The sequence below is a fragment of the Thermococcus thermotolerans genome, assembly GCF_024707485.1.
Lineage (GTDB): Archaea > Methanobacteriota_B > Thermococci > Thermococcales > Thermococcaceae > Thermococcus > Thermococcus thermotolerans.
Genome location: NZ_CP102602.1, coordinates 576792 through 598475, shown reverse-complemented (window position 1 = coordinate 598475; position 21684 = coordinate 576792). Strand labels below are relative to the sequence as shown.

The 21684-nt window shown below is 52.3% G+C and carries 26 protein-coding genes; 14 read left to right on the top strand and 12 right to left on the bottom strand.

Features of this window, described 5'->3' with window-relative positions:
• The first annotated feature begins 114 nt into the window (after positions 1 to 114).
• A complete protein-coding gene (locus NUS69_RS03495) occupies positions 115 to 594 on the top strand; it encodes a PadR family transcriptional regulator (protein WP_258084453.1) in 480 nt (159 codons plus the stop codon).
• Between the two features lies 1 nt (position 595).
• On the opposite strand, the gene NUS69_RS03490 is transcribed toward NUS69_RS03495, so the two are convergent.
• Entirely contained in the window at positions 596 to 1507 is a 912-nt protein-coding gene (locus tag NUS69_RS03490; protein ID WP_258084452.1) for a DNA-methyltransferase, read from the bottom strand.
• Complete coding sequence (locus tag NUS69_RS03485; RefSeq protein ID WP_258084451.1) at positions 1494 to 1655, bottom strand: AbrB/MazE/SpoVT family DNA-binding domain-containing protein; 162 nt, start codon at positions 1653 to 1655, stop codon at positions 1494 to 1496. Before NUS69_RS03485 ends, NUS69_RS03490 begins: the two co-directional genes overlap by 14 nt.
• Before the next feature lie 792 nt (positions 1656 to 2447).
• Here NUS69_RS03485 and NUS69_RS03480 point away from each other — a divergent pair.
• From NUS69_RS03480 to NUS69_RS03450, 7 genes are all read left to right on the top strand, one after another.
• The gene (locus NUS69_RS03480) at positions 2448 to 2960 is read left to right on the top strand and encodes a hypothetical protein (protein ID WP_258084450.1); all 513 of its coding nucleotides are present in this window, start codon (positions 2448 to 2450) and stop codon (positions 2958 to 2960) included.
• 354 nt (positions 2961 to 3314) lie between these two features.
• Positions 3315 to 3725, top strand: coding sequence for an ArsR/SmtB family transcription factor (locus NUS69_RS03475; RefSeq protein ID WP_258084449.1), 411 nt, complete (start codon positions 3315 to 3317; stop codon positions 3723 to 3725).
• Complete coding sequence (locus NUS69_RS03470; RefSeq protein WP_258084448.1) at positions 3722 to 5020, top strand: hypothetical protein; 1299 nt, start codon at positions 3722 to 3724, stop codon at positions 5018 to 5020. The genes NUS69_RS03475 and NUS69_RS03470 overlap by 4 nt, the downstream gene beginning before the upstream one ends.
• Before the next feature lie 5 nt (positions 5021 to 5025).
• Complete coding sequence (locus tag NUS69_RS03465) at positions 5026 to 5154, top strand: hypothetical protein (protein WP_258084447.1); 129 nt, start codon at positions 5026 to 5028, stop codon at positions 5152 to 5154.
• Positions 5151 to 5756, top strand: coding sequence for a hypothetical protein (locus tag NUS69_RS03460; RefSeq protein ID WP_258084446.1), 606 nt, complete (start codon positions 5151 to 5153; stop codon positions 5754 to 5756). The genes NUS69_RS03465 and NUS69_RS03460 overlap by 4 nt, the downstream gene beginning before the upstream one ends.
• A gap of 57 nt (positions 5757 to 5813) precedes the next feature.
• Positions 5814 to 6467, top strand: a complete 654-nt coding sequence (locus NUS69_RS03455; protein WP_258084912.1) for a DUF4097 domain-containing protein — start codon at positions 5814 to 5816, stop codon at positions 6465 to 6467.
• Between the two features lie 78 nt (positions 6468 to 6545).
• Entirely contained in the window at positions 6546 to 7784 is a 1239-nt protein-coding gene (locus NUS69_RS03450; protein ID WP_258084445.1) for an MFS transporter, read from the top strand.
• A gap of 48 nt (positions 7785 to 7832) precedes the next feature.
• On the opposite strand, the gene NUS69_RS03445 is transcribed toward NUS69_RS03450, so the two are convergent.
• Positions 7833 to 8348 carry a cob(I)yrinic acid a,c-diamide adenosyltransferase gene (locus tag NUS69_RS03445; RefSeq protein ID WP_258084444.1) on the bottom strand — a complete coding sequence of 172 codons (516 nt, stop codon included), beginning with the start codon at positions 8346 to 8348 and terminating at the stop codon, positions 7833 to 7835.
• A 139-nt stretch (positions 8349 to 8487) separates the two neighbouring features.
• Between NUS69_RS03445 and NUS69_RS03440 the strand changes: the two genes are divergently transcribed.
• Positions 8488 to 9486 carry a CARDB domain-containing protein gene (locus tag NUS69_RS03440; RefSeq protein WP_258084443.1) on the top strand — a complete coding sequence of 333 codons (999 nt, stop codon included), beginning with the start codon at positions 8488 to 8490 and terminating at the stop codon, positions 9484 to 9486.
• Complete coding sequence (locus NUS69_RS03435; RefSeq protein ID WP_258084442.1) at positions 9474 to 10592, top strand: GldG family protein; 1119 nt, start codon at positions 9474 to 9476, stop codon at positions 10590 to 10592. The genes NUS69_RS03440 and NUS69_RS03435 overlap by 13 nt, the downstream gene beginning before the upstream one ends.
• A gap of 40 nt (positions 10593 to 10632) precedes the next feature.
• Here the strand turns inward: NUS69_RS03435 and NUS69_RS03430 are convergent, their stop codons facing one another.
• The 4 genes from NUS69_RS03430 to NUS69_RS03415 are packed head-to-tail and all read right to left on the bottom strand — an operon-like array spanning position 10633 to position 12893.
• A complete protein-coding gene (locus NUS69_RS03430; RefSeq protein ID WP_258084441.1) occupies positions 10633 to 11460 on the bottom strand; it encodes a translation initiation factor eIF-2B alpha/beta/delta subunit family protein in 828 nt (275 codons plus the stop codon).
• A 6-nt stretch (positions 11461 to 11466) separates the two neighbouring features.
• Positions 11467 to 11904, bottom strand: a complete 438-nt coding sequence (locus NUS69_RS03425) for a type II toxin-antitoxin system VapC family toxin (RefSeq protein WP_258084440.1) — start codon at positions 11902 to 11904, stop codon at positions 11467 to 11469.
• Positions 11901 to 12089 carry a hypothetical protein gene (locus NUS69_RS03420; protein ID WP_258084439.1) on the bottom strand — a complete coding sequence of 63 codons (189 nt, stop codon included), beginning with the start codon at positions 12087 to 12089 and terminating at the stop codon, positions 11901 to 11903. The genes NUS69_RS03425 and NUS69_RS03420 overlap by 4 nt, the downstream gene beginning before the upstream one ends.
• Positions 12090 to 12134: 45 nt before the next feature.
• Positions 12135 to 12893 (bottom strand): molybdopterin-binding protein, encoded by a 759-nt coding sequence (locus tag NUS69_RS03415; protein ID WP_258084438.1) that lies wholly within the window; start codon positions 12891 to 12893, stop codon positions 12135 to 12137.
• 168 nt (positions 12894 to 13061) lie between these two features.
• Here NUS69_RS03415 and NUS69_RS03410 point away from each other — a divergent pair, with 168 nt between their 5' ends.
• Positions 13062 to 14066, top strand: coding sequence for a phosphorylating glyceraldehyde-3-phosphate dehydrogenase (locus NUS69_RS03410; protein ID WP_258084437.1), 1005 nt, complete (start codon positions 13062 to 13064; stop codon positions 14064 to 14066).
• A gap of 59 nt (positions 14067 to 14125) precedes the next feature.
• On the opposite strand, the gene NUS69_RS03405 is transcribed toward NUS69_RS03410, so the two are convergent.
• Both NUS69_RS03405 and NUS69_RS03400 read right to left on the bottom strand, forming a co-directional pair.
• Positions 14126 to 15241 (bottom strand): aromatic amino acid transport family protein, encoded by a 1116-nt coding sequence (locus tag NUS69_RS03405; RefSeq protein ID WP_258084436.1) that lies wholly within the window; start codon positions 15239 to 15241, stop codon positions 14126 to 14128.
• Positions 15242 to 15335: 94 nt separating this feature from the next.
• Positions 15336 to 15620 (bottom strand): DUF167 domain-containing protein, encoded by a 285-nt coding sequence (locus NUS69_RS03400; RefSeq protein ID WP_258084435.1) that lies wholly within the window; start codon positions 15618 to 15620, stop codon positions 15336 to 15338.
• 59 nt (positions 15621 to 15679) lie between these two features.
• Between NUS69_RS03400 and trmY the strand changes: the two genes are divergently transcribed.
• Positions 15680 to 16285 (top strand): tRNA (pseudouridine(54)-N(1))-methyltransferase TrmY, encoded by a 606-nt coding sequence (trmY, locus tag NUS69_RS03395; protein WP_258084434.1) that lies wholly within the window; start codon positions 15680 to 15682, stop codon positions 16283 to 16285.
• On the opposite strand, the gene NUS69_RS03390 is transcribed toward trmY, so the two are convergent.
• On the bottom strand, positions 16222 to 16782 hold the full coding sequence (locus NUS69_RS03390) for a DUF402 domain-containing protein (protein ID WP_258084433.1): 561 nt from the start codon (positions 16780 to 16782) through the stop codon (positions 16222 to 16224). The two genes, trmY and NUS69_RS03390, sit on opposite strands and share 64 nt — an antisense overlap.
• Positions 16783 to 16842: 60 nt before the next feature.
• Between NUS69_RS03390 and NUS69_RS03385 the strand changes: the two genes are divergently transcribed.
• Both NUS69_RS03385 and NUS69_RS03380 read left to right on the top strand, forming a co-directional pair.
• Entirely contained in the window at positions 16843 to 17145 is a 303-nt protein-coding gene (locus tag NUS69_RS03385) for a nucleotidyltransferase family protein (RefSeq protein ID WP_258084432.1), read from the top strand.
• Positions 17138 to 17482 carry a HepT-like ribonuclease domain-containing protein gene (locus NUS69_RS03380; protein WP_258084431.1) on the top strand — a complete coding sequence of 115 codons (345 nt, stop codon included), beginning with the start codon at positions 17138 to 17140 and terminating at the stop codon, positions 17480 to 17482. Before NUS69_RS03385 ends, NUS69_RS03380 begins: the two co-directional genes overlap by 8 nt.
• Positions 17483 to 17484: 2 nt before the next feature.
• Here NUS69_RS03380 and glyS read toward each other — a convergent pair whose 3' ends face one another.
• Positions 17485 to 19197, bottom strand: coding sequence for a glycine--tRNA ligase (gene glyS, locus NUS69_RS03375; protein WP_258084430.1), 1713 nt, complete (start codon positions 19195 to 19197; stop codon positions 17485 to 17487).
• A 92-nt stretch (positions 19198 to 19289) separates the two neighbouring features.
• Positions 19290 to 21575 carry an alpha-amylase family glycosyl hydrolase gene (locus tag NUS69_RS03370; RefSeq protein WP_258084429.1) on the bottom strand — a complete coding sequence of 762 codons (2286 nt, stop codon included), beginning with the start codon at positions 21573 to 21575 and terminating at the stop codon, positions 19290 to 19292.
• Positions 21576 to 21684: the final 109 nt, after the last annotated feature.

Sequence of the window (21684 nt, the reverse complement as noted above, 5' to 3'; positions counted from 1 at the left end):
CACCACCATTGTCGCTTATCAACATGATGAATTCAAACATGTCGAAATTCGACATGTCGTTGAGAGAAGCGTTTATAAGGGTTGTGGTTCAACCTTCGACCATGGGTGGTCGAGATGGGGGAAGACGTGGAGCGGAGGATAATCAAGGGGCTCTTCACGGTTCCGCTGAAGAACATCATACTTGTCATCGTCGGCCTGAAGGGAGAAGCTCATGGCTATGAGATTCTCAAGGAGCTTGAGAAGTTCGCCATCGGGCTCTGGAAGCCCAGTCACAGCAATCTGTACACTCTCCTCAACAAGATGGTCGAAGACGGGCTTTTGGAGCCGAGGGAGGAGTATCGCGGGAGGGTCAGGCGGGTAAAGTACAGCCTCACCGAGAAGGGCTGGGACTACCTGAAAACCTCCAACGACCTCGCCTTGAGGGTTCTGTACACCTCCGTGAACTACCATGAGGCTCTGAAGAAGAAGCTCGAGGAGATGGAGCTTAAGATGCCGATGGACAGGGAGACCGTCAAGACCTACCTGGAGCTTCTCAAGAGGATACGCGACATACTGGATGAGGAGATAAGGACGATAGAGTCAAAGCTTGGTTGAGTTATATGAACTCCGTAATTGTTTTTGTTTTTGAAGATTTTTCCGTTTTTTGATATTTAACTTGGGATTTATTTTGAAGCAGTTGCTTCTCTTTTGCTACTCTCTCTTCAGCAACTTTGATATAATAGTCATCGATTTCAAAGCCAATATAGTTCACTCCCAGCCTTACTGCCGCAACAGCAGTACTACCTAACCCCATAAAGGGATCAAGGACTAACTTTGTTCGACTAAGCCCATGAAGTTTTATACACATTTCGGGAAGTTTTGTGGGAAATGTAGCAGGGTGAGGTCTTTGTTTTTCTCGGGATTTAATTGTTTCATACGGAATAAACCAGACATTTCCTCGGTCTCTTAAATCGGCTTTAGCACTCTTCCATCTTTTAATGTTGCTTTTATCTTGATATGGAACACCAATCGCAAGTTTATCTAATTCAACATTACCTTTCTTTGTAAAATGGAATATATATTCGTGCATAATACTCAAGTATCTCTTGCTGTTGACCGGTTTGTAATGACCAACTGCAATATCGCCAAGAATATTAGGATAGTTTCCAACATCTTCTTTTTGGATGGCAATAGACTTTACCCAATGAATAACATTTTGTAAGACAAAATGCTTTTTTAGTCTAAATGCCACTTCCCACGCAATCCACGGATCCTTGTTTGTATATCCTATGTTCAAAAAGAATGAGCCCTCATCCTTTAGGACCCTTTTTATCTCCTTTCCAACATCTTCCATCCATTTTAAGTATTTCTCTCGTGGGAGATTGTCTTCATATTTGTTGTACTTAATCCCTAGGTTATACGGAGGTGATGTCACGACAACATCGACTTCTCCGTCATCCAGCAATTCGCGCATTCCTTTAAGACAGTCCATGTGATATATTTTGTTGTATTTTTTACTCAATCTCATCACCCCTTTTTATTACAATATCACCATTATCTGTTAACTTGAAGATAATTAAATCTCCCCTGGATAATCTTAGAAGGTCTCTAACTTTTTTAGGAATCGTTACAGTCCCCTTACTTGAGAGAACTGAAACTCCCAAAATCTCTCCCATGCTATCACCCGAATATCCAGGATTTTCAAGATATTTAAATTTTTCTAAAAATCTTCAGAATATCTTAAAAGTCAGTGGTAGTCATCATTACAACGGGTGATATCCATATGTATCTACGGGATGTAATCTATAGTATAACAGGCCATAAAATTATTCCGATAGATACTCAGAACAACCCTGTTCATCGTAATATGGTACGGTATCTCAAGCAAAGCTTGAACAACCTCCAAAACATGATATTCTATGCTAAACGTCCTAATGATGTCAGTAATAATACTTGCTCGAATACCCCCTGTCTGGAGGAAACGATTGTTAATGAGTTCAATGTACTCTCCGAGGGATTGCGTGCTAACTGGTTGTCGGGGTCAGGATACCCAGATATTGAAATTGTGGATGTTTCCACCGATACTCCGGTGGGTTACGTTGAAGTAAAGGCTACTGCTAGAAGAAATATGCATTCTCCCAGAGATTTTTATGTTAGTCCTGGCAAGGTTATTTCCGTTAACTCGAACAGAGACTCTGGCGAGGGGATTCACTTTCACATCCAGGTTTTACCCAGATTAACTAGCTACAAAATACATGGAGATGCCCCACATATAATGGTTCTAGTTAAGATTTACCAACTTCGAGATTGTGATTTGCCGAAAAGTATGCCGTACGAGTGCAAATGCTGGAAAATAAAAGAATTTGGTATCCATGACCTGTATTCACTAAAATTGAAAACAAAAGTAGAATTTAACACCGACTATCATGGTATAATAACAAATTGCCCCAGATTGTGAGGGGATCTCCATGAAGAGAGGAGATCTTAAAGTCAAATTTCTCGACATTCTAATATTTGATACCAAAAAGCTCAAAGATTGCCTTGAATTTAGAAGTGAAAACGATGTTTATGGATATTTCTCTGACGGAAGGAGATTATCTTTCTTGTTGGAGATACGTCTAGCTAGGATATTAAACGCTAAGTTAGCGCATCCAAATAAAGGTTATGACCTCATTGTAGAATCGGGAGAATTACAGGGAAAATGGGAAGTCCGGACACTAACTGAACGAGTGTATTTCTCTCCAAGCAAGGATGTCGGATATGGGAGAACAACTAATAAAGATAGCATAGACAAGAAACTCTCTGAAATTAATGGCTATATGATAGGGGACGCTTATTTATTTCCAAGTGTGCCTGTTTTTATAATTTATTCCTCGGATTTAAAAGACTACATGGAAAAAATATTACTTCAAAAGGTGAACTCAAAAGTAACATACTCACAAAAAACTATACAATCGTACGTTCAAAATTCTGGAAATTAGTTTATCACAGTTTATCTGAAAAAGAGATTGCTAAAGTAATTTACATATTGCAAAAATATGATCAGGGGTATAATAAGGTCAAAACTATCTTAAATTATTTCACTAAGGATGATCTCCTGAAAGTAGCTAAAAAATTGGATATTGGTATAAAAAGCAACATGGAAAAGGATAAATTAATCAAGGCTCTCTTATACGAGATCAAAACCCAAGACATAATCTAATATGGATTTCATCATTGATACTTAAACAGAGAATACACGATTTTGAAAGTGTGTTTTAGGTAAACTTTTATATACCTAGTGCACTAGTTAAGTACAGAAAATTGTACTACAAAAATATGTACCTGGTGGTAGCATGGAGGATCTCAGAGTTCAGCTCGAAGAGCTGAAGAAAAGGCTGGAGGTGCTGGAGGAGAGCATTGACCCGGTGGATGAGGTCATGCTCTCCATAAAGATGCGCCTCCGGCGAAAACTTGAGGGGGGAGCCCTGCCGGAGATTGATGAAGAGAAGGCCGCGAAGACCCTCAAGGCCCTCGCCAATCCCGACAGGATAAGGATACTCAAGATGCTCTCCGAGAGGCCCATGGGCTTCAAGGAGATAAAGGAAGCGCTCGGGGTGGAAAGCCCCACCGTTTCCCACCACCTGAAACTCCTCGTGAGAACCCGGATGGTGAGGCGGGCGGACAAGTACGAGATATCGCCTGACGGACGTTTGTTTTTGCGCTTGCTTGAGATAATAACCGCCCTTGAGGAGGTGGAAGAATGAGTTTTGGATGGAAGTACCAAGCTACTCACGAAGGCCCGAGGTTTAAGCTGGCGGAGTACCTCAAAGCCCTCACGGCAATACTGCTCATTGCATGGCTGTTCAAGGGACCACTGAGGCTTGATGCATACAACGACCAGCTGGTGTACGCCATAGTGGCGCTCCTGTTTGCCTTTGAGGTGCTCTCGGTCGGCAAGTGGTTCGGAGTGACGGTAAGCGGGGTAGTCTTTGCCCTGGCCAAGGGCTTCTTCTGGACGAGCATTTTCCTGTTCTTCGGCCAGTGGCTGGGAATGAGCAAAAACCTCCACGACTACGCGGGAACGGCCTTCGCATACGCGGTGGTCCTGGTTATAGCGGGGCTTCTGCTGGCGAAGTTTGACGAGAGGAGACTCGACGTCAAAGTGGAGGGCAAGGCCTACGAGTTCAACGGAGCGGATTTCGATGGGGTGAAGCTGGAGGGGAATGGCAAGGCCTATCCCGTGAAGTTTGGACGAAGAAAAGTCGGCTGGGTCATAGACGGCGAGGTCACGGTGAGGGCAGGCACGCCCCTTGGAAAGATAACAAAGAAACTTCTGAGCCCTGTGATTGTATGGACCGAGGAGGACATAGCCGGAAGGAAAGTTCCCGCCGATCCTGATTTCGTCAGGAGGGTCAGTGGACTCGTAAACCCAGACCGGCTGTACAGGGATAAAAAGAGGGCCAGTGTTGTCGACCTCGGCTTCCTCAAAGTCTACGAGGGTGAGGGCTTTGAGTACGTCAAGCTGCCCTTCATCGAGGTCATAGAGACGCCGGGCGGTGAGGAGGTCAGGATAGGGCCCATGCGCTTCAGGGAGGGCAACCCGGAGATGCCTCCCGGGGACATGCTCACCATCAGAGAGCTCCGCAACGGCTTCCAGCTGACCAGGGTTGGGGACAGGCTGAGGATCCAGACGGACGAGTATTCCATCGAAGTTGACGGTGAGAGGGTGACATACAGGAGCGGAAACGAAGTGCTGAGCCTTGGTGAGACCGTCTCGCTCCGCTCGGGCGACGTCTCGGTCAGCGTTGGCAGGGGAAGGGCCAAGATACGCATCGAGGACGTCATCATTTCCGCCAGAGAGGGCAGGGTCAGGATAAGGGCCGGCGGAAGGACTTACACTGTGGAAGACCCCGATGCGTACAGGCTCGTCAGGAAGAAAGCGAAGGAGATAGTCGAGGAGCAGAGCGCCGAGCTGATAGAGGGGCTCGGGATAGACAGGGCGCTCCTCAATAAGAGGGTGAAGGAGCTTCTTGACGAGCTAATGGGCTATATTGGGTGAGCTAAATGGGATCCACCACCTTCCAGAGGCTCCCGCAGAAGGATTCCGCTGGTAAAAACGGAGATGAAGGGCTCAAAAAAGCATCGGGGCACGAGAGGCCCCTTTTTGATTCCCTCCCAGAGGGATGGCTGTGAGGTTTGAAGGCATCGAGGAGATCTGGATGAAGCTCGTCGACGTTGACCTCAAAATATCCGCCTGGAACAGGGACTGCGTGGAGCTTAACCCCCGCTCGGAGAAGGGCATCAAAGTCCGGGTCAAAGACGGCAGGCTTTCGGTGGACTATAAGGCCCTATGGAAACTTGAAAAGACCATAAAGCGGGACAGGAGCCTGGAACCCCTTGAACTCCGCGTCCCTTTCGGGGTTCCGGTTTCTGTGGGAATCAAGAGGGGGCAGGTTACGGCAGAGGGCGTGCACTTTGAGAGCCTTTCGGTCGGCGAGTGCAAAACCTCGCTAAAAGGATGCATCATTGGAGACCTAATCTCTGCCGTCTCCACACTCAGCGGATCAGTTGTGGTGAAGGAAAAGGCGTCCGTAATGGCCATAGCCGGGAGGGTCACCCTGAAGGTTAAGGAACTCGATGGAGACATCGAGGCGGTCAGCAACATGGGGATACTAAAGCTGACTATCCCGATTGACTCCGACGCCTCGATAAAAATTGAGGACAACGGGGGGTCGTTAAGCTGGAGGGTATCGACCCGAAAGACCCCGTCCTCGGCGATGGGAGGAACACGGTAACGCTCAGGGCGGAGATTGGGGGAATACTGGAGTTGTCCATCTGGGAAGGTGGTGAAGATGATATTTGAAAACGTCCGGGAAGTTGAACTGAACACCGTTGGTGCCCAGGTGAAGATTGAAGGGTGGGAAAACAATTACGTGGAAGTGAACTACGTCCTCCACGGGGAAGTTAACGTGAGCGTTGAGCAGAGGGGGAGCAGGCTCATCATAAGGGAAGAACAGAAAAAGAAGTTCTTCAACCTAGTTAGGAATTCTGGATGGGCCGAGATAGGGGTCAGGGTTCCCAAGGGCGTGGTTGTGAAGGCCAGGAACGTGAACGGAGAGATAACCGCCCGCGGTGTTCGGCTGACCGAAGCCACAACGGTCAACGGAACGGTTGAGCTTGAAGAATGCGAGGCGGAGTTTCTGAAGTCCGTAAACGGTGGAATAAATGCCCACCTGGTAACAGCTGGCCCTCTCAGGGCCTCAACGGTGAACGGAAAAATATCCCTGACCATCGAGGAGCTTGAGGACGACATCGAGGTCAGTGCCGTCAACGGGGACGTGATGATTCGGCTCTCCGACTTCTGTGATGCGAGGATAGTCGCCAGCAGGGTCAACGGGGAAGTGAGGCTCGTTGGTATTGACCCCGATGACCCTGTAGTCGGTGCCGGAACGTACAGGGTAAAGGCGAGCACCGTGAACGGCGGGGTAAGGGTTGAGCTCATTTGATGTTTTGTTTAATTCTTTGATTCTTTAATTCTGCAACCAAATAACAGATCCGGATGTGGAAGTTGGGGGTTAGGGGTAATGCTCGACACAGGACTGGGCCGGAACTTCTGGCTCTATACCGTGGGTCGGTGGATATCTCAGGCCGGCTGGGTTATCCAGGATGTCGCCGTTCCGCTGTACGTGCTCGATCAGACCGGCAGCGGAGCGATGATGAGCGTCTTCATAATGGCCGAGCTGATACCGAGGCTCCTGCTGAATCCAATAGCCGGGGTTATAGGGGACCGCTACAACAGAAAACACCTGATGGTGGGGTTTGACCTCGCGAGGGGAATCCTCCTCTTTGGGGTTATAGCCCTCGGTATGCTTGACTTGGGGAGCCTGCTCATAGTCCAGGTGCTGATGAGCGTGATGGGGACGTTCTTTTCTGCAGGCATAACCGGGATGTTCCCGGACTTGGTCGAAAAGGAGAGGCTGGCCCAGGCGAACTCAGTACTCCAGATGGGCGGACAGGTTCTGAGGATAGTCGGCCCAATAGTGGGAGGAGTAATCTACGCGTTTGGTGGGATTAAACTTGCCCTCCTCATAAACGCGGCCAGCTTCTTTGGTTCGGGACTGTTTGATGTCCTGATTGAATATCCCTGGGAAACGCGGAGCATCTCAAGCATCCGTGAGGTCTGGGAGGACATGGCCGAGGGGTTCCGGTTTATAAAGGCCTCCAGGCCGGTTGTTCTCCTGATGGTCTACGCCATAATACTCAACACCCTACTGAATCCCGTTTTCACTTTGCTCATCCCGTACATGACCAGGGTCGTCCTCGGGCTTTCGGCCGTTCAGTTCGGGAGCGTTGGAACCGCAGCGACGGTAGGGGCTCTGGCAGGGAACCTCCTCATAGCCGGGAAGCTCAAGGAGCGCTCCGAGAACCTTCTCTTCAAGGCGATGTTCGGACAGCTCACACTCATGCTCCTCTTAGCCGTCCTCCCGTCCCTGGGAGATGCCGCTTATCCACTCCTCCTCGTCCTGCTGTCCATGGCCGGCCTGTGCAATGTCCTCGTCAATGTTCCCCTGTTCACGAAGCTCCAGAAGGCCGTCCCGGGGGAGCTGCGCTCAAGGGTGTTTTCGGCCTTTGAGACCGCGGTAATGGCAACGACGCCCCTGGGGATGGCCATAGCCGGCCCCCTCCTGGATAGGATTGGGCCCGTCCCGCTGATAGTCGCCACGGTGGTGCCGAGCATGCTGGTTTCCCTGTACTACCTTCGCTTTAAGGAACTCCTGCTGGGCATTGGCTTTGAAAAAGGCCCCGATGAGGTGGTGGGATGAGCCCCGACAGGACTTGCCAGGCGATGAACGGGAGAAAATAGGGGAAGGTTACCTGACCTCCTTCAGCTTGCCTTCCCTCTTCTCTATCGTTCTGGCCATTATGAAGAGAAGGTCGCTGAGCCTGTTGAGGTAGACGAGGGCGTTATTCCCAAAGCCGTAGTCAAGGACAAGCTTTGCGACCTTTCTCTCGGCCCTTCTTGCTATTGTTCTGCAGATGTCCAGCTTGGCACTGGCGACGGTAGAGCCCGGAAGGACGAAGACCTTAAGCTGAACTTCCTTTTCGTATCTATGGATAAGCCCTTCGAGCCACCTAACGTCCTCTTCATTGACTTTTGCGTGTTTTCCCTTGCTCGCCAGCTCCGCCATAAGGTCGTAGAGCTGAACCTGGATTTTTTCGAGGATCTCTGCCATCTCTTCGGGGACGTAGTGCTTGGCCTCACCGAGAAAGCTGTCCAGCTCGTCTATTGTGCCGTTGGCGTCCATGATGGGAGAGAACTTCGCAACGCGGTCGCCGGTGAAGAGGCCGGTCAAACCCCTATCACCCGTTTTGGTCGTTATCGGCATACCATCACCGGAAACGTTTCGAAGCCCGAGGTTTTATTCTTTTTGGACAAGATGATACACTACCAGTGATAAATGGCTGAAATAAAACATTGGGGAAACTTATTTATACATTGGCGGCCTTCTTTTTTGGGTGGTGCCTATGAGGAAATCAGCGCTGATAATGGCCCTGATTTTGGTTTTGAGTTTGATGCCTGTGTGGAGTCTAAAGCCAGTAGCGGCAGCAACTTATATTCCGTTGGTAGAGCTCAACCAGAACTTCGACAGTTATGCATACGGAGGCGACGTTCTCACGAGAGGAATCGTAACATATGTGGACAGCAACGGCTTTATGATCCAGAACGGCACTGGGGCGTATACGGGCATATACGTTTACACGGGTTACAAGTCGTACCCGTCGGTTCAGCCGGGGGATGTCGTTGAGGTCTACGGGTATCCCAAGTACTACAACGGTCTCAGGGAACTCTCGGTCAGCCCCAGCTACGGGGAATACTATTCCGTCGTCGGGACTGCGGAAGTGCCCCAGCCCGCGGTGATACCAACCGCGGACTACGACAGGCCCGAATACCAGAGCGTTCTCGTCAAGTTCGTTGATGCGAAGATAACCGGGAGGTATGACAGCTGGTACACCAAGCTGTGGATAGACGACGGAAGCGGTGAAGCGTATATATTCTCCAGTTCAAGCCTTCCCAGCACACTGGAGCCTGGGGCAAAGTTCAAATACTTCGTTGGCGTTGTCTATATTTACAGAAACTCTTATGAAGTTCTTCCAGTTGAGTATCAGCTATACAACCCTGCAGTCAAGGTAACGGACGTCGAGTACTATGCGTTCATGGAGGAAGTCCCCACAAGGGTTCGTGCGACTGTGTTCAACAGTGGTAGTACCGCAAGTAACGTAAGCTTTTCAGCCACATTCGATGGAGTTCAGGTGTACTCTACAGAGTTCACCCTGCTACCCGGTGAGAGCAAAGTTGTCGAGTTCTATGTGGTTCCCCAATCCACGGGAAGCTATACATTAACAATAATCGCCGAGGAGAGTGAAAAGATAGTTCCGGTCAACGTCATTCCAACCCGTATCAGCTCTCCTACGGCCTCACACCCTACTACGAGAGACTTTACAACAAGGAAATGGTCAACGTGACTCCGCTCTACGAAAACCTCACCTGGGTGGTCGGTGAGCTCACATCCTGCGGCGTCAGCCTCGGAGACCTCGAATCCAGAATCCAGTGGATCAACGGCACCATGGAAGAGATACAGAAGGAGTACTCCCTGTACAACACACTCAAGGGACTCCTCATCCAGCAGAACCCCTACAGGAACGCCTACTATTACCCCGTTATGGTCCACATAAGAAAGGCCGCAATGATGAGCAGGGACGTGATGAAAGAGCTTGAGTTCGTGCTTCCGATACTTCACAGCACGTATGAACAGGTAAAACCCATCTGTCACGCGCCCGCACCTGCACCGGGTAATGAGACCCCCGCGAACCAGACCAACGTTACTCCATCGACCAACGTGACTATCAAGATAACCAAGGTTCTTATCGATGCGTCCCACGGTCAGTACTACAACCCGACCAAGACCGACCAGAACGGCATGGCAACGCTCATAGAGAACATAAAGAACGAGCTGGGCTGGATAGTTGATATAAACACGGAACCGATAACCTACGAGAAGCTCAAGGATTACGACGTGCTCATAATCACCAATCCGAGTCAGGATATAACCGATGAGGAAGCGCAGGCGATACAGGAGTTCGTGGAGAATGGAGGCGGTCTGTTCATACTCGGCGAGAGCTACTACGGCCACGTCTACTACAAGAGCCTCAACAAGGTCGTCGGCAAGTACGGAATTCAGTTCAACAACGACGAACTCATGGACGATGACATGAACACCGGCAGAAAGTGGTTCCCGCTCGTTGGAATCTACAACCTCGACCATCCGGCCATGAGGTTCCTCTCCGCCGACCACCAGATGTACTATAACGGTGACACCCTCACTGTGAGTGGAAGCGTGGCCTGGCTCGTTAAGGGCTATGAGACTGCATATTCCGAAGACAGGGACGGCAATATAATCTATGAGAAGGGCTCCAAGCCCGTTATAGCCGCCGCAGTGGAGGCAGGGCAGGGCAGGATAGTCGCCTATGGTTCAAGCAGGGCCATAAGCGATGCCTATTATGGCCACTACATCAACACCAACTGGCCCTTCGTCAAGGGGGTCCTCCTCTGGCTTGCCCACCAGGAGTGAGGCCTTTCTTTTCTCCTCTTTCTCAGTTTTGTGTCGGGGGTCAGATTTCCTTAGGGGGCACAAGAATCCCGAACTCGGTTATAATCCCCCTGATGTACCGCCAAGGGGTAACGTCGAAGAGGAGGTTTCTCACCCGGTAACCCTGTCTTGCATAGGGCCTCTCCACAATCTCGACATCCTCGGAGCTCAGTTCGGGGTGGAGCTTGAAGCTCTCCGCGGCAACGTAGAAGGGCACGCCATTGTCGTGGCACGCTAAAGCGAGGAGGTAAGTACCTGCCTTGTTAACAACGGCCCCGTCGCGCGTAACGTTGTCCGCCCCGACCAGCGCGAGAGTGGCCTTCCTAGCGAAAAGACCCAGCTGTGCGTCGGTTATAACTTCAAACGGGACCCCGAGGGAATCGAGCTCCCTCGCAAGGGCTACTCCCTCATAGTCAGGCGCGCTCTCCGTGAGGACGACCCTGAAGCGCTTGCCCTTTCTTACCGCCGCCTTGAATATCTCCAGAACTGCCGAGGAAAACGAGTGGGTGATTATTACCTCGTTCTCGTCTATCAGCTCACTGCCGATGTTGCCTATCTCGCGCTTAGCCTCCCCTGCGAGGCGGACGAACTCCTCGGCCTTTGTCCGCACCACTTCAGGGTTGCCAGTTATGGGTATGAAGCGTGAGAGGTTGTAGAGCGACGCCATTGTCCTGTTGATGGCTGGAATTTCCTGCCTCATGTCCTCAAGCGCCCTCTTGAGCTCATCTCCCTCAAGCAGGCCCGCGAGTGTCATGTATGCCTCCGCACCCCTCATTGCGAGCCAGCTGGCACCCCTTATGCGCTCGGCGCGCATCTCCTCAAGTATCGAGCGAACTTCCTGCGGGAGCATTCGTCATCACTCCAGTAAAACCACTTTAACTCCAAGTTCTTTTGAGACATCTGCCATTTTCCTGTCGGCGGTAACCAGAACCGCGCCCTTTGATTTTGCAACCGAGATATAATAAATATCCGCGGCTCTGGAACCCGTTTCTTTCGCCAATGTCAGAAGGGTTCTCTTCAGTTCCTCTTCAGAAACAATAAGGATGTATTTCTCCAGAAAACTCAAAACAGTATCAGCATTGGCGTCCTTTCCGAGTTTTCTTGTGAGTAGGGAAGAAACCTCCACGAGACCCAAAAAAGGCATGTAAATCTGAAATCCTTCCTCTAAGAAGATGGAGAGCAACTCTTTAGCCCTCTGGTGTCGTTTCAATTGCTTAAAATACAGCTCGTCTTTTTTTCTTCTCCTTGGAACGATGAGGGCATCTACTATAAAAGAGGCATCCGCCACTATCATCTCTCCCTCAGCTCCTCTAACAGCTCAATGGTATCGGGAATTTCATCGGGAACTTCTTTATTTATTGTCCTGATAACATCTTCTAACTCCTTTAGGACGCCCTTCCTTCGCTCCTCTCGCACTGCCTTGAGTATCTCCCTCACAATGGGTTCTATCTCTCTGGGAACGTCTATTTTCACGGGCATGTTTCCACCATTTCTGGTTATGTATTGGTCTTTATCACCCTTTCGTTACCAGCCTTCCTCAAACCTAACCCCCTTCTCTTCAAGGAAGGCCTTCGCGCGCTCTATCTCCCCCTCACTCTCTCCAAATATGATTATGCCAATGTACTTCCCGAAGCCCTTTGGAGAGGAGTGTATCCTGACGTCGAACCTTTCCAGAGCCTCAATCAGAAGGGGTGCGAGCTTGCTCTCATCGGTTATCTCGGCCAGCAGCTTTCTCTGGATGAACTTCCTCTCCCCAAGCCTCGGCAGGACTTCCTTCTCAAGCATGGCCTTCATCTCGCGAGGCATTCCTGGGAGGATGAATATCCTGACCCCTTCGTGTTCGATGTAGGCACCCGGGGCGGCCCCCTCGGTGTTCTTAAGGGGCTCTGCACCCTCCGGAAGATAAGCCATCTTTTTCCTCCCCTCGTTGAGCTCGGGGTCGTCTATCAGGCCTTTCTCGTAGAGCTCGCGGTAGAACTCCCTGATTCGTTCGAGACACTCTTCGCAGAGAACGAGTTCTCTGTTAAGTGCCTCGGCAACGGCCAGCATCGTAACGTCGTCGTGGGTCGGCCCCAGACCGCCGCTGATGATGAGGACTTCGGGCTTCCTATTTAGAATCTCACGGATAACTTTCTTTATCTCCCCAACATCATCTCCGACAGTTGTCTTCCGCCTCACCCAGTAGCCCTTCTCGGTGAGCTTCTGAGCAATAAAGGCGGAGTTGCTGTCAACGGTATTTCCGGTGAGCAGTTCATCGCCAATAGTCAGCATCTCGGCAAACATTCCAACCACCGAAGGTTTTTTGGGTGGGGAAATTTATAACTCCCCCGGTCAAAAAGCGGAGCGGTTTTGCAGACAAATGTAAAAACAGGACCCAGTCGAGTGCACTTTTCACCACGAGTGAAAACAAGACTTAAGTATTTTATCGCTATAAAATTCTCTGGTGGTAGCATGAAAGTGAAGGTCGGCATTAACGGTTATGGGACGATAGGCAAGCGCGTCGCCTACGCGGTCACGAAGCAGGATGATATGGAGCTCATCGGCGTCACCAAGACGAAGCCGGATTTCGAGGCCTACCGCGCCAGGGAGCTGGGGATTCCGGTCTATGCCGCGAGCGAGGAGTTTCTCTCCAGGTTCGAGAAAGCTAACTTCGAGGTTGCCGGGACGCTCGGAGATCTGCTCGAAAAGGTTGATGTCATAGTCGACGCCACCCCTGGAGGGATGGGGGCAAAGAACAGGGCCCTCTACGAGAAGGCTGGTGTAAAAGCAATCTTCCAAGGCGGTGAGAAAGCTGGCACCGCTGAGGTCTCCTTCGTGGCCCAGGCCAACTACGAGAAGGCTCTCGGAAAAGACTACGTCCGCGTCGTCTCCTGCAACACGACCGGATTAACGAGAACGCTCTCAGCCATTCAGGAGTACATCGACTACGTTTACGCAGTCATGATTCGCCGCGCTACCGACCCGAACGACGCCAGACGCGGTCCGGTCAACGCGATAAAGCCGAGCGTGACGGTCCCTTCACACCACGGGCCGGATGTTCAAACGGTCATCCCGATAAACATTGAGACTTCAGCCTTCGTCGTGCCGACGACGCTCATGCACGTCCACAGCATAATGGTCGAGCTGAAGAAGCCGCTCGAAGCCAAGGACGTCGTTGACATCTTTGAGAACACAACCCGCGTCCTCCTCTTCGAGAAGGAGAAGGGCTTCGAGAGCACCGCGCAGCTCATAGAGTTCGCCCGCGACCTGCACCGCGAGTGGAACAACCTCTACGAGATAGCCGTCTGGAAGGAGAGCATCAGCGTGAGGGGGAACAGGCTGTTCTACATTCAGGCCGTCCACCAGGAGAGTGACGTGGTTCCTGAGAACATCGACGCGATAAGGGCGATGTTCGAGCTCGCCGACAAGTGGGAGAGCATAAAGAAGACGAACGAGAGTCTGGGGATTCTGAAATAGTCTTCCTGTTATCCCCCAATTTCTTGCCAACGTTTTATGCTTCTCCGCAAAAAAGGAAATCAGACCAAAGAGGCCACTGAATAGACGAACACGAGGAAAAACACCGCCCCGACTAGGTAGGCAACGCCGTGCGGAACCTTCACACACTTCGGGGAGTGGACGTCCCTCGTCCTGAGGTACATCGCCACCGGCAGGATTCCGGCGTAGAGCAGTCCTCCAAAGGTTCCGGCGAGCCATAGGGCGCTGATGAAGCTCTTGAGCCCGGCGAAGTATATCATCAGGGGCGGGATAACCGTAAGCAGCCATGCAGTTCTCTTGTCGAGATTAAACGCCTCGCGGAGGTTGTCCATCTGGGCAAAGCCGATCCCTATGTAGCTCGTGCTTATCGCCGCCAGCGGAAGGAGGAGCCCGAGAATCTTCCCAAGGGAACCGTAGTAGCTTTCCAGGGCCGAAGTTGCCAGTTGCGGTGTGTCCACTCCAAGGGCACCGACGAAGGCAAGTACAAAGAGGGCGTAGAAGCCCATCGGCACAAGGTAGCCTATCAGGACGGCTTTTTTCGTCTTCTCCGCGCTTCCAAGCCCCTTGTACATTTCGGGGACGACCATGTGGCTGACGTAGGCGAATATCGCCACACCTATCCCTGAAACCACCGCGCCGGTGTTTGTTGGGGACATGTTTGCCGGCTCGACCTTTGGGAGCATCAGGGCAACCGCAATCGTCAGCGCACCCAGCAGGAGGAAGTTGAGCACCAGTTCCGCCTTGCCCGAGGCCTTGAGCCCCATGAGAACTATCCCGCTCATCACGAGCCAGAAGATTATTGATGATGCTGTCCCTCTGATGCCTGTGAGAGACGAGATTATGTCCCCGCTCCCGGCTATATAGGCTATGAGCGCACCGTAGCTGAGGACGGAGATGCTCGCCAGCATGAGCCAGCCGCCGGCGTTTCCAAGGGTCTCCCTCGCCAGAGAGGTCATCGTACCGCCCCTGTGGGCGGCCAGTTCGAGGACGAAGAGAGCAGTTAACAGAGTGAGGAACCCGACAGCCATTATGACAGCGATCCCTGCAAAGCCCGCCTCCCTGAACGCATAGGGCAGACCCAGAACGCCCGCGCCGATTTGAGTCCCAATAAGAATCGCACTTGCCTCAGCCAGAGTGAGCCTCTTCACGACCACCACCGATGGTTGAAGAAAGGTTCATAGATTTAAGCTTTGCCTGAAAAAGGATGTTCCTCTGTGAAACAAAGGAAAGAGCCCAGGACAACCGTGAACATCAGAGCTCAAGTTTTTTCAGAACCTCTTCCGCGCTGAGCCCCTTCACGAGCAGGTCCTTCTCCCTGCTGGTGTCCCCCCTGACTATCGCGACCTCGGCCCCGAAGAGCTTCGAGAAAAACCTGACGACCTCCTTGTTCGCCTTCCCCTCCACTGGTGGCGCCGCTATCCTAACCTTCAGTCGTCCGCGCCACTCATCGACACCCTCGATGGAACTCTTCTTTGCCTTCGGCTGCACATGGATGAGGATGATAGTTCCGTCCCTCGTCTCCTTCAGGAACTTCATATCACTACCGGGGGGATTAGGGGTGCAGACTTTTAAACTCTAACCCCCTACCAGGGCACATGAGAATCTTCATAGTCAAGGCAAACGAGGCCCACACTGCCTACGATTTCAGTCTGAAGGACTTACCCGGCACAAGCGGGAGGATAAATCTGCTCTGCCGGTTTCTCAACAGCGCTTTCCTGCTCTCACACGGCATAAGGAAGAACGTGAGGGTCTGGCTCCTCCTTTACGGCCCGCCTAAACCGTCGAAGTCGATACGCTTCGAAGGGCCAGGGCTGAGGGTCAGGCTCAACCCCGACGAGCTGAGCACAGCGAAGCTCATAGTGAAGGCCTTAAAGGCAGGTGAAAGGCTTAGAGAACCCTCGAAGGAGCTTGAGGTTCTGCCGGGAATCTACGTTAGCAATCTGACTTTTGAGGACGTTATAAGAAGAACACTGAAGGGCTCTGAGCTCTACTACCTCCACGAGGAGGGCGGACCCATTGGAAAGGTGGACTTCGGAAAAAATGTCGCTTTCGTCCTCGGCGACCACAAAGGGCTGAGCAGGGAAGACGAGGCCTTCCTCGACGGAATAGCGGAGAGGGTGAGTGTCGGGCCGAAGAGCTACCTGGCTTCCCACGTCGTTTCCTTCATGAACATAACCCTCGACTCGCTCGGCGTCCCCTGAAGGCTGTACTTCCACACGATATCGGGCGGGAACTCCTTCCGTTTAATCTTTCCGAGGATTTCCCTCGCAACGCGGTAGGCGAAGTCGAAGGTTTCCCTGTCAATCACGCCGTAGTTGAGTGCCATCTCAAGCTCCTCCTCGTCGAGGAGGAATGCCTGCCCGCTAGGAGAGAGGAAGATGTCGAGGAAGAGGTCGAGCATCTCAAGGGTGTTTCCTTCCCTCTTCGTGTAAGCCAAGACGTCGATGTAGAGGCCTTTGAAGTTTCCCTTCTCGTCGTAGACCTTCAGGATGTCGTAGTTTTCCCCGACAAAGGCAAAGTAGATCATGGTGTAGCCGTTTTTTATGACCTCGACGCCGTTCACTCTCAGGGGAGCGAGCATACCTTCGAAGCGGGATTTGGCGACTATGACATCGCCTAAATCAGCGACTACCTCATCATCACGCTCAAGAAGCCTGTTCGGAAGGCGGCGGTAGAGGAGGTGGATTTTCCCGGACATGATGCCTCAGGGAGGGTAGGACTGAACCTTTTTATATTTTCACAACTTCAGTGTTTATTGATGACAGGAATTACCCTTTCCGAAGTTGAGAATGTCCTCAGGGCACACAAAGAGGAGCTCCGCAAGAAGTTCGGGGTTAGCTCGATTGCTATATTCGGCTCCTATGCGAGGGGCGAGGAGACCGAGCTTAGCGACGTGGATATACTCGTCGAGTTCGAACGGCCCATCGGATGGGAGATAGTCGACCTCAAGGACTACCTCGAATCCCTGCTTGGAATCAAGGTGGATTTGGTCACGAAAAACGCCGCCATGAGCAGGAGAAACTTCTGGGAGCATATAAGGAGGGATCTCGTCTATGTCTAAGCGAGACCCCTGTCTGTTTTTGGGCGACATGCTTGAGGCAATCAACAGAATCGAAGAGTACACGGAGGTTTATGAGTTCGAGGACTTCATAAGGGATAGGAAAACCGTTGATGCAGTCCTCAGGAACCTTGAAATAATAGGGGAAGCCGCCAGATACGTGCCAGAGGAAATTAAGGAGGAATATAGCGACATTCCGTGGAGGCGCATTATAGGACTTAGAAACGTCGTGATTCACCACTATTTCGGCGTTGACCTAAATATTGTCTGGAGGATAATCCGCTTTCAGTTACCTGAACTGAAAGAAAGCGTGGAGAAAATGGTAGAAGAATTCTGCTAAACTCACTCCCCGAAAATCAGATCCTTCAGCTTCTCGGGTAGCTCCTCGATCTTCACCCTCACCTGCTCCCTCGTGTCGCGGTCACGTATCGTCACAGTGCTGTCTTCCGGTGTCTGGTTGTCGATGGTAACGCAGTAGGGCGTTCCAATCTCGTCGTAGCGGAGATATCTCCTCCCGATGGTGTCCTTCTCGTCGTAGACTGCTATGAAGCCCGCCTTCTGGAGCTTTCTGAAGACATCGTAGGCGATGCTCTTGAGAGGTTCCTTCGCAACGAGCGGGAGAACGGCAACCTCAATCGGCGCCATGTCCTTCTTGAGCCTGAGGTAAGTCCTGTCCTCCTCGATGACGAGGCTGTTCTCAAGGAGCAGGTAGAAGGGTCTGTCTATTCCGAAACTCGGCTCTAAAACATGGGGCACTATCTTTTCTCCGGTGATCTTCTCCTCAACCTCTTTGATTATGAAGTCGTCCTTCTCCAGCTCGTAGCCCTCGATGGTTATCCTGCCGTCCTTCTCAAGAACTTCAACCAGGTTCCTCAGCTTCTCCTCGTCCCAGCTCTGGATGAGCTCGTTTATCCTCTTGGCGTCCTTCTTCAGCTTAGGTCCAACGCGCTTCATGTTGAGGCTCACTTTGAGGCGCTTCACAACCTTCGGCTCGTCGTAGTGTATGAGGACGGTTAAATCCGCCCCGCTCATCTTCATGTGCTTGCTGAGGTCGTAGTCGCCGCGGTAGGCCATGCCGACGCACTCCACCCATCCGAAGCGCTCGCTGTGTATCTCAACGTCCCAGGTGTCGCTTGAGTAGTGTGCCCTTTCCTCGGGCAACTGCTGGCGGAAGCGTATAGCCTTCTCGGGGATGCCGATGTCGAGGAGCGTCCTCTTGACCATGACCATGTAGTAGGCAAAGAAGGTGTTCATGATGTAGCCCTTCTTGACGGCATCCTCGGCGGTTATTTCAATCATTCCGAGGTTCTTGAGCTGGTTCTCTATCGGATAGAGCCGGAGAACCTCGTCCTTAACCTCATCGAAGTGCGGATGCTCGGTTTCCTTGGGGTTGAAGAATATCTCGGCCTCAGCCTGCGTGAACTCCCTCAGGCGGAGCATTCCCTGTCTCGGTGAAATCTCGTTTCTGTAGGCCTTGCCGATCTGGAAAACGCCGAAGGGAAGCTTGTTTCTCGCGAAAGCGTTGAGGCGCCTGAAGTTTACGAAGATGCCCTGGGCCGTTTCGGGCCTCAGGTAGCCCTTCTGGTCGCCGTAGGGGCCGATTTTGGTCTCGAACATGAGGTTGAAGTACCAGACATCGGAAAGCTCGCCGCCGCACTCCGGACAGCGGATGTCGTGCTCGCGGATGAGCTGGGTGAGGTGCTCGGCGCTCATGCCCTCAGTGTCGATGTCGAGAACCTCTTCCACTATGTGGTCGGCCCTAAACCTTGCCCCGCACTTCTTACACTCGACCAGCGGGTCAACGAACTTATCAACGTGACCGCTCGCTATGAAGACCTTCTCCGGCGTGATGTCCGGCGTTTCAAGCTCGAAGAAGCCCTCCCTTTGAAAGGCCTCGCGTATCTTCTGCTCGATTTTCCTTTTTATCGTCGCCCCAAGAGGACCGTAATCGTAAAAACCCCTCGCGCCGCCGTAGATTTCAAAACTGCCCCAGGCAAAGCCTCTCCTCCTCATCAAATCCTGAAGAACCTCGTACTTGTCGGGCTTCTCTCCCATCACTCACCACCTGAAACTGGAGTAAGGACATTTCATAAAAAGCTTTTGGGGCGGGAATCGTCAGAGTGGCAATGAAAAAAGACTGCCAGGGGTCAACCCCTCTCCAGTATGAGGACACTGACTCCGGGCACCTCGATGCTTCCCGACACGGTAACCCCCATGTGGTCCTCGGGCCAGAGGATCCTCCACTCCCCGGACGGAAGCTGGAGCTCGGCAGGCTTCTTCCAGCTGTTTGCCACAACGAGAACTTCATCGTTGTGCCCCCTGAAGAAGGCCATCATGCCGTTCTTCGCGGTGTAGAACCTTATGGCGCTGCTCCTCAGCGCGGGAACGCTCTTCCTGAGCTTTGCCAGCGCCCTGTAGTGGTTCAGCACGTCCTCGTTTACCTGATCCCACTGTATCGGGTAGCGCTGCTCGTCGTAGTGGTTCTTGTCGCCCAGCAGACCCCACTCGTCACCCTGGAAGGTTACTGGAGTCCCGGGAAGCGAGTAGAGGATGGCTGAAAGCAGTTTGAGCCGCTGGATAGATTCGTTGGTAGGTTCATCTCCAAGGCTCCCGCCGCCGAGGTCGGTGAGAACCCTCGATGTGTCGTGGGAGTCAACGAGATTGAAGCCCATTGCAACAACGTTCTCACCGTAGGAGGCGTAGTACCTGCCCATCATCTTCATTGCGGCTTCGCCGCTTAGGTAGCCCCTTGCGTAGTTCAGGAGTATATCCCTTCCGAGGGCGTAGTTCATGAGCGAGTCAAAGCGGTCGCCCTTAACCCACTCCGGCGAGAGCGTCCATATCTCGCCGATGAGGTAGGCGTCGGGATGTTTCTCTTTTACCCTCTCTCTCAGCTCGGAGAAGAACGTCGCCGGGTCGAGAACCTCGTTCGGCACGTCCACCCTCAGCCCATCAAAGCCGAAGTCGAGCCAGTAGAGGGCGGCACCAATGAGATACTCCCTGACCTCCGGATTCCCTGTGTTGAGCTTTGGCAAACTGCCAATTCCCCACCAGCCGACGTATGCTCCTCCATCGCCCAGCTTGAATGGCCATTTCTCGATGAAGAACCAGTCCCAGTAGGGACTTTGCTTTCCGTTCTTCCAGGCATCGAGGAATGCAGGGTTGCCAATCCCGCAGTGGTTGGGCACGAAGTCGAAGATGACCCTTATGCCGCGCTTGTGGGCCTCATCAAGGAACTCCCTGAGGTCTTTCTCCGTCCCGAACTTCGGATCCAGTCTGTAGTAGTCGTAGGTGTCATAGCCGTGGGCGCTCCCTGAGAGAAAGATGGGATTGAGGTAGATTATCGTGACGCCCAAGCTCCGGAGGTAGTCGAGCTTCTCGGTTATTCCCCTTATGTCCCCGCCGAAGTACTGGTGGCAGCAGTGGAGGGGAGTTATCGGGTCGCCCCAGTTGGAGAGTAGGGGCCTTCCCGGGTTGACCTGGTTGAGGAGAAGCTCGTCGTGGTCCAACGCCAGGGCGTCGTTGCTTTCGTTCCCGTTGTTGAACCTGTCAGGGAATATCTGGTAGGCTATCCCGTTGCTCACCCATTCCAGCTGGGGGAACTTATCAACGCCGTCGAAGCTGAAGAACGGGCTCTCGCTTGTGTTAAGGACGAGAAACCTTCCCCCGTCGGCAGAGTTTATAACGATGTAGTAGCTCATAGGTCCAACGAATGGCACCTCGGCGCGCCACACCTCCCCCGAGTCCCACCATACCTGGAGCTTCATGGTGTAGTTTCCTCCCTCGGTTACAAGGACGGCCGAGCTTACGGCCTTCCTCTTTGCCTCGAACCTCACAACCGTCCGGTTGTCGGCAACGCTCAGATAGGCCGGGTCCCCAGGGTCGAACTCCACGTAAAAGCCCGCCTTTCCTTCAACAAGCCTGACCGCGTTCTTCCCACCGTAGCCGTCATCGGCATATCCATCGGCGTCGGGGTCGTAGGGTTTTCCGGTGCCGTCATTCGACATGTCCTTGACCCACTGGCCGTTGATGAAGTACTTGTACTCGTACCTCCCGGGCCTGAGGCAGACCGTTGTGCTCCAGGTCCCGTTCTCCTCTTTCATTGGCCACTCGGCCCAGTTGTTGAAACTCCCGCGCAGACTTACCGACTTTACCGTCTCGTTTCCCGGGTAGTAGGCAAACCTGACGGGAACCCTCCCGGTTGGACACGTCCTGCCAAAGCCGGTGTAGATCGCTGTGTAGTTGCCCTCCGGCAGTCCGAACTCCTCCTGGGGAGGGGTATAGGTTGATGTCGATGTAGGCACAGGGGAAGTGGCTGTCGTGGGAACCACGCTTGAAGTCGTGCCCGTTTGGTTCTGGGTTCCACCCGAGATGCACCCGCTCACTATGGCGGTTAGGAGTATGAGAATCAGAGGCAGACCACCTTTTTTCATGGAACCACCATAGTCACCCTTGGTGATACATAGTTATATGGTTTTCCCAGGAGGTGTGTTCCTGGAACCCCGGCAAAAAGCACGGGGAAAGAGTTATAAACCGTTTCCC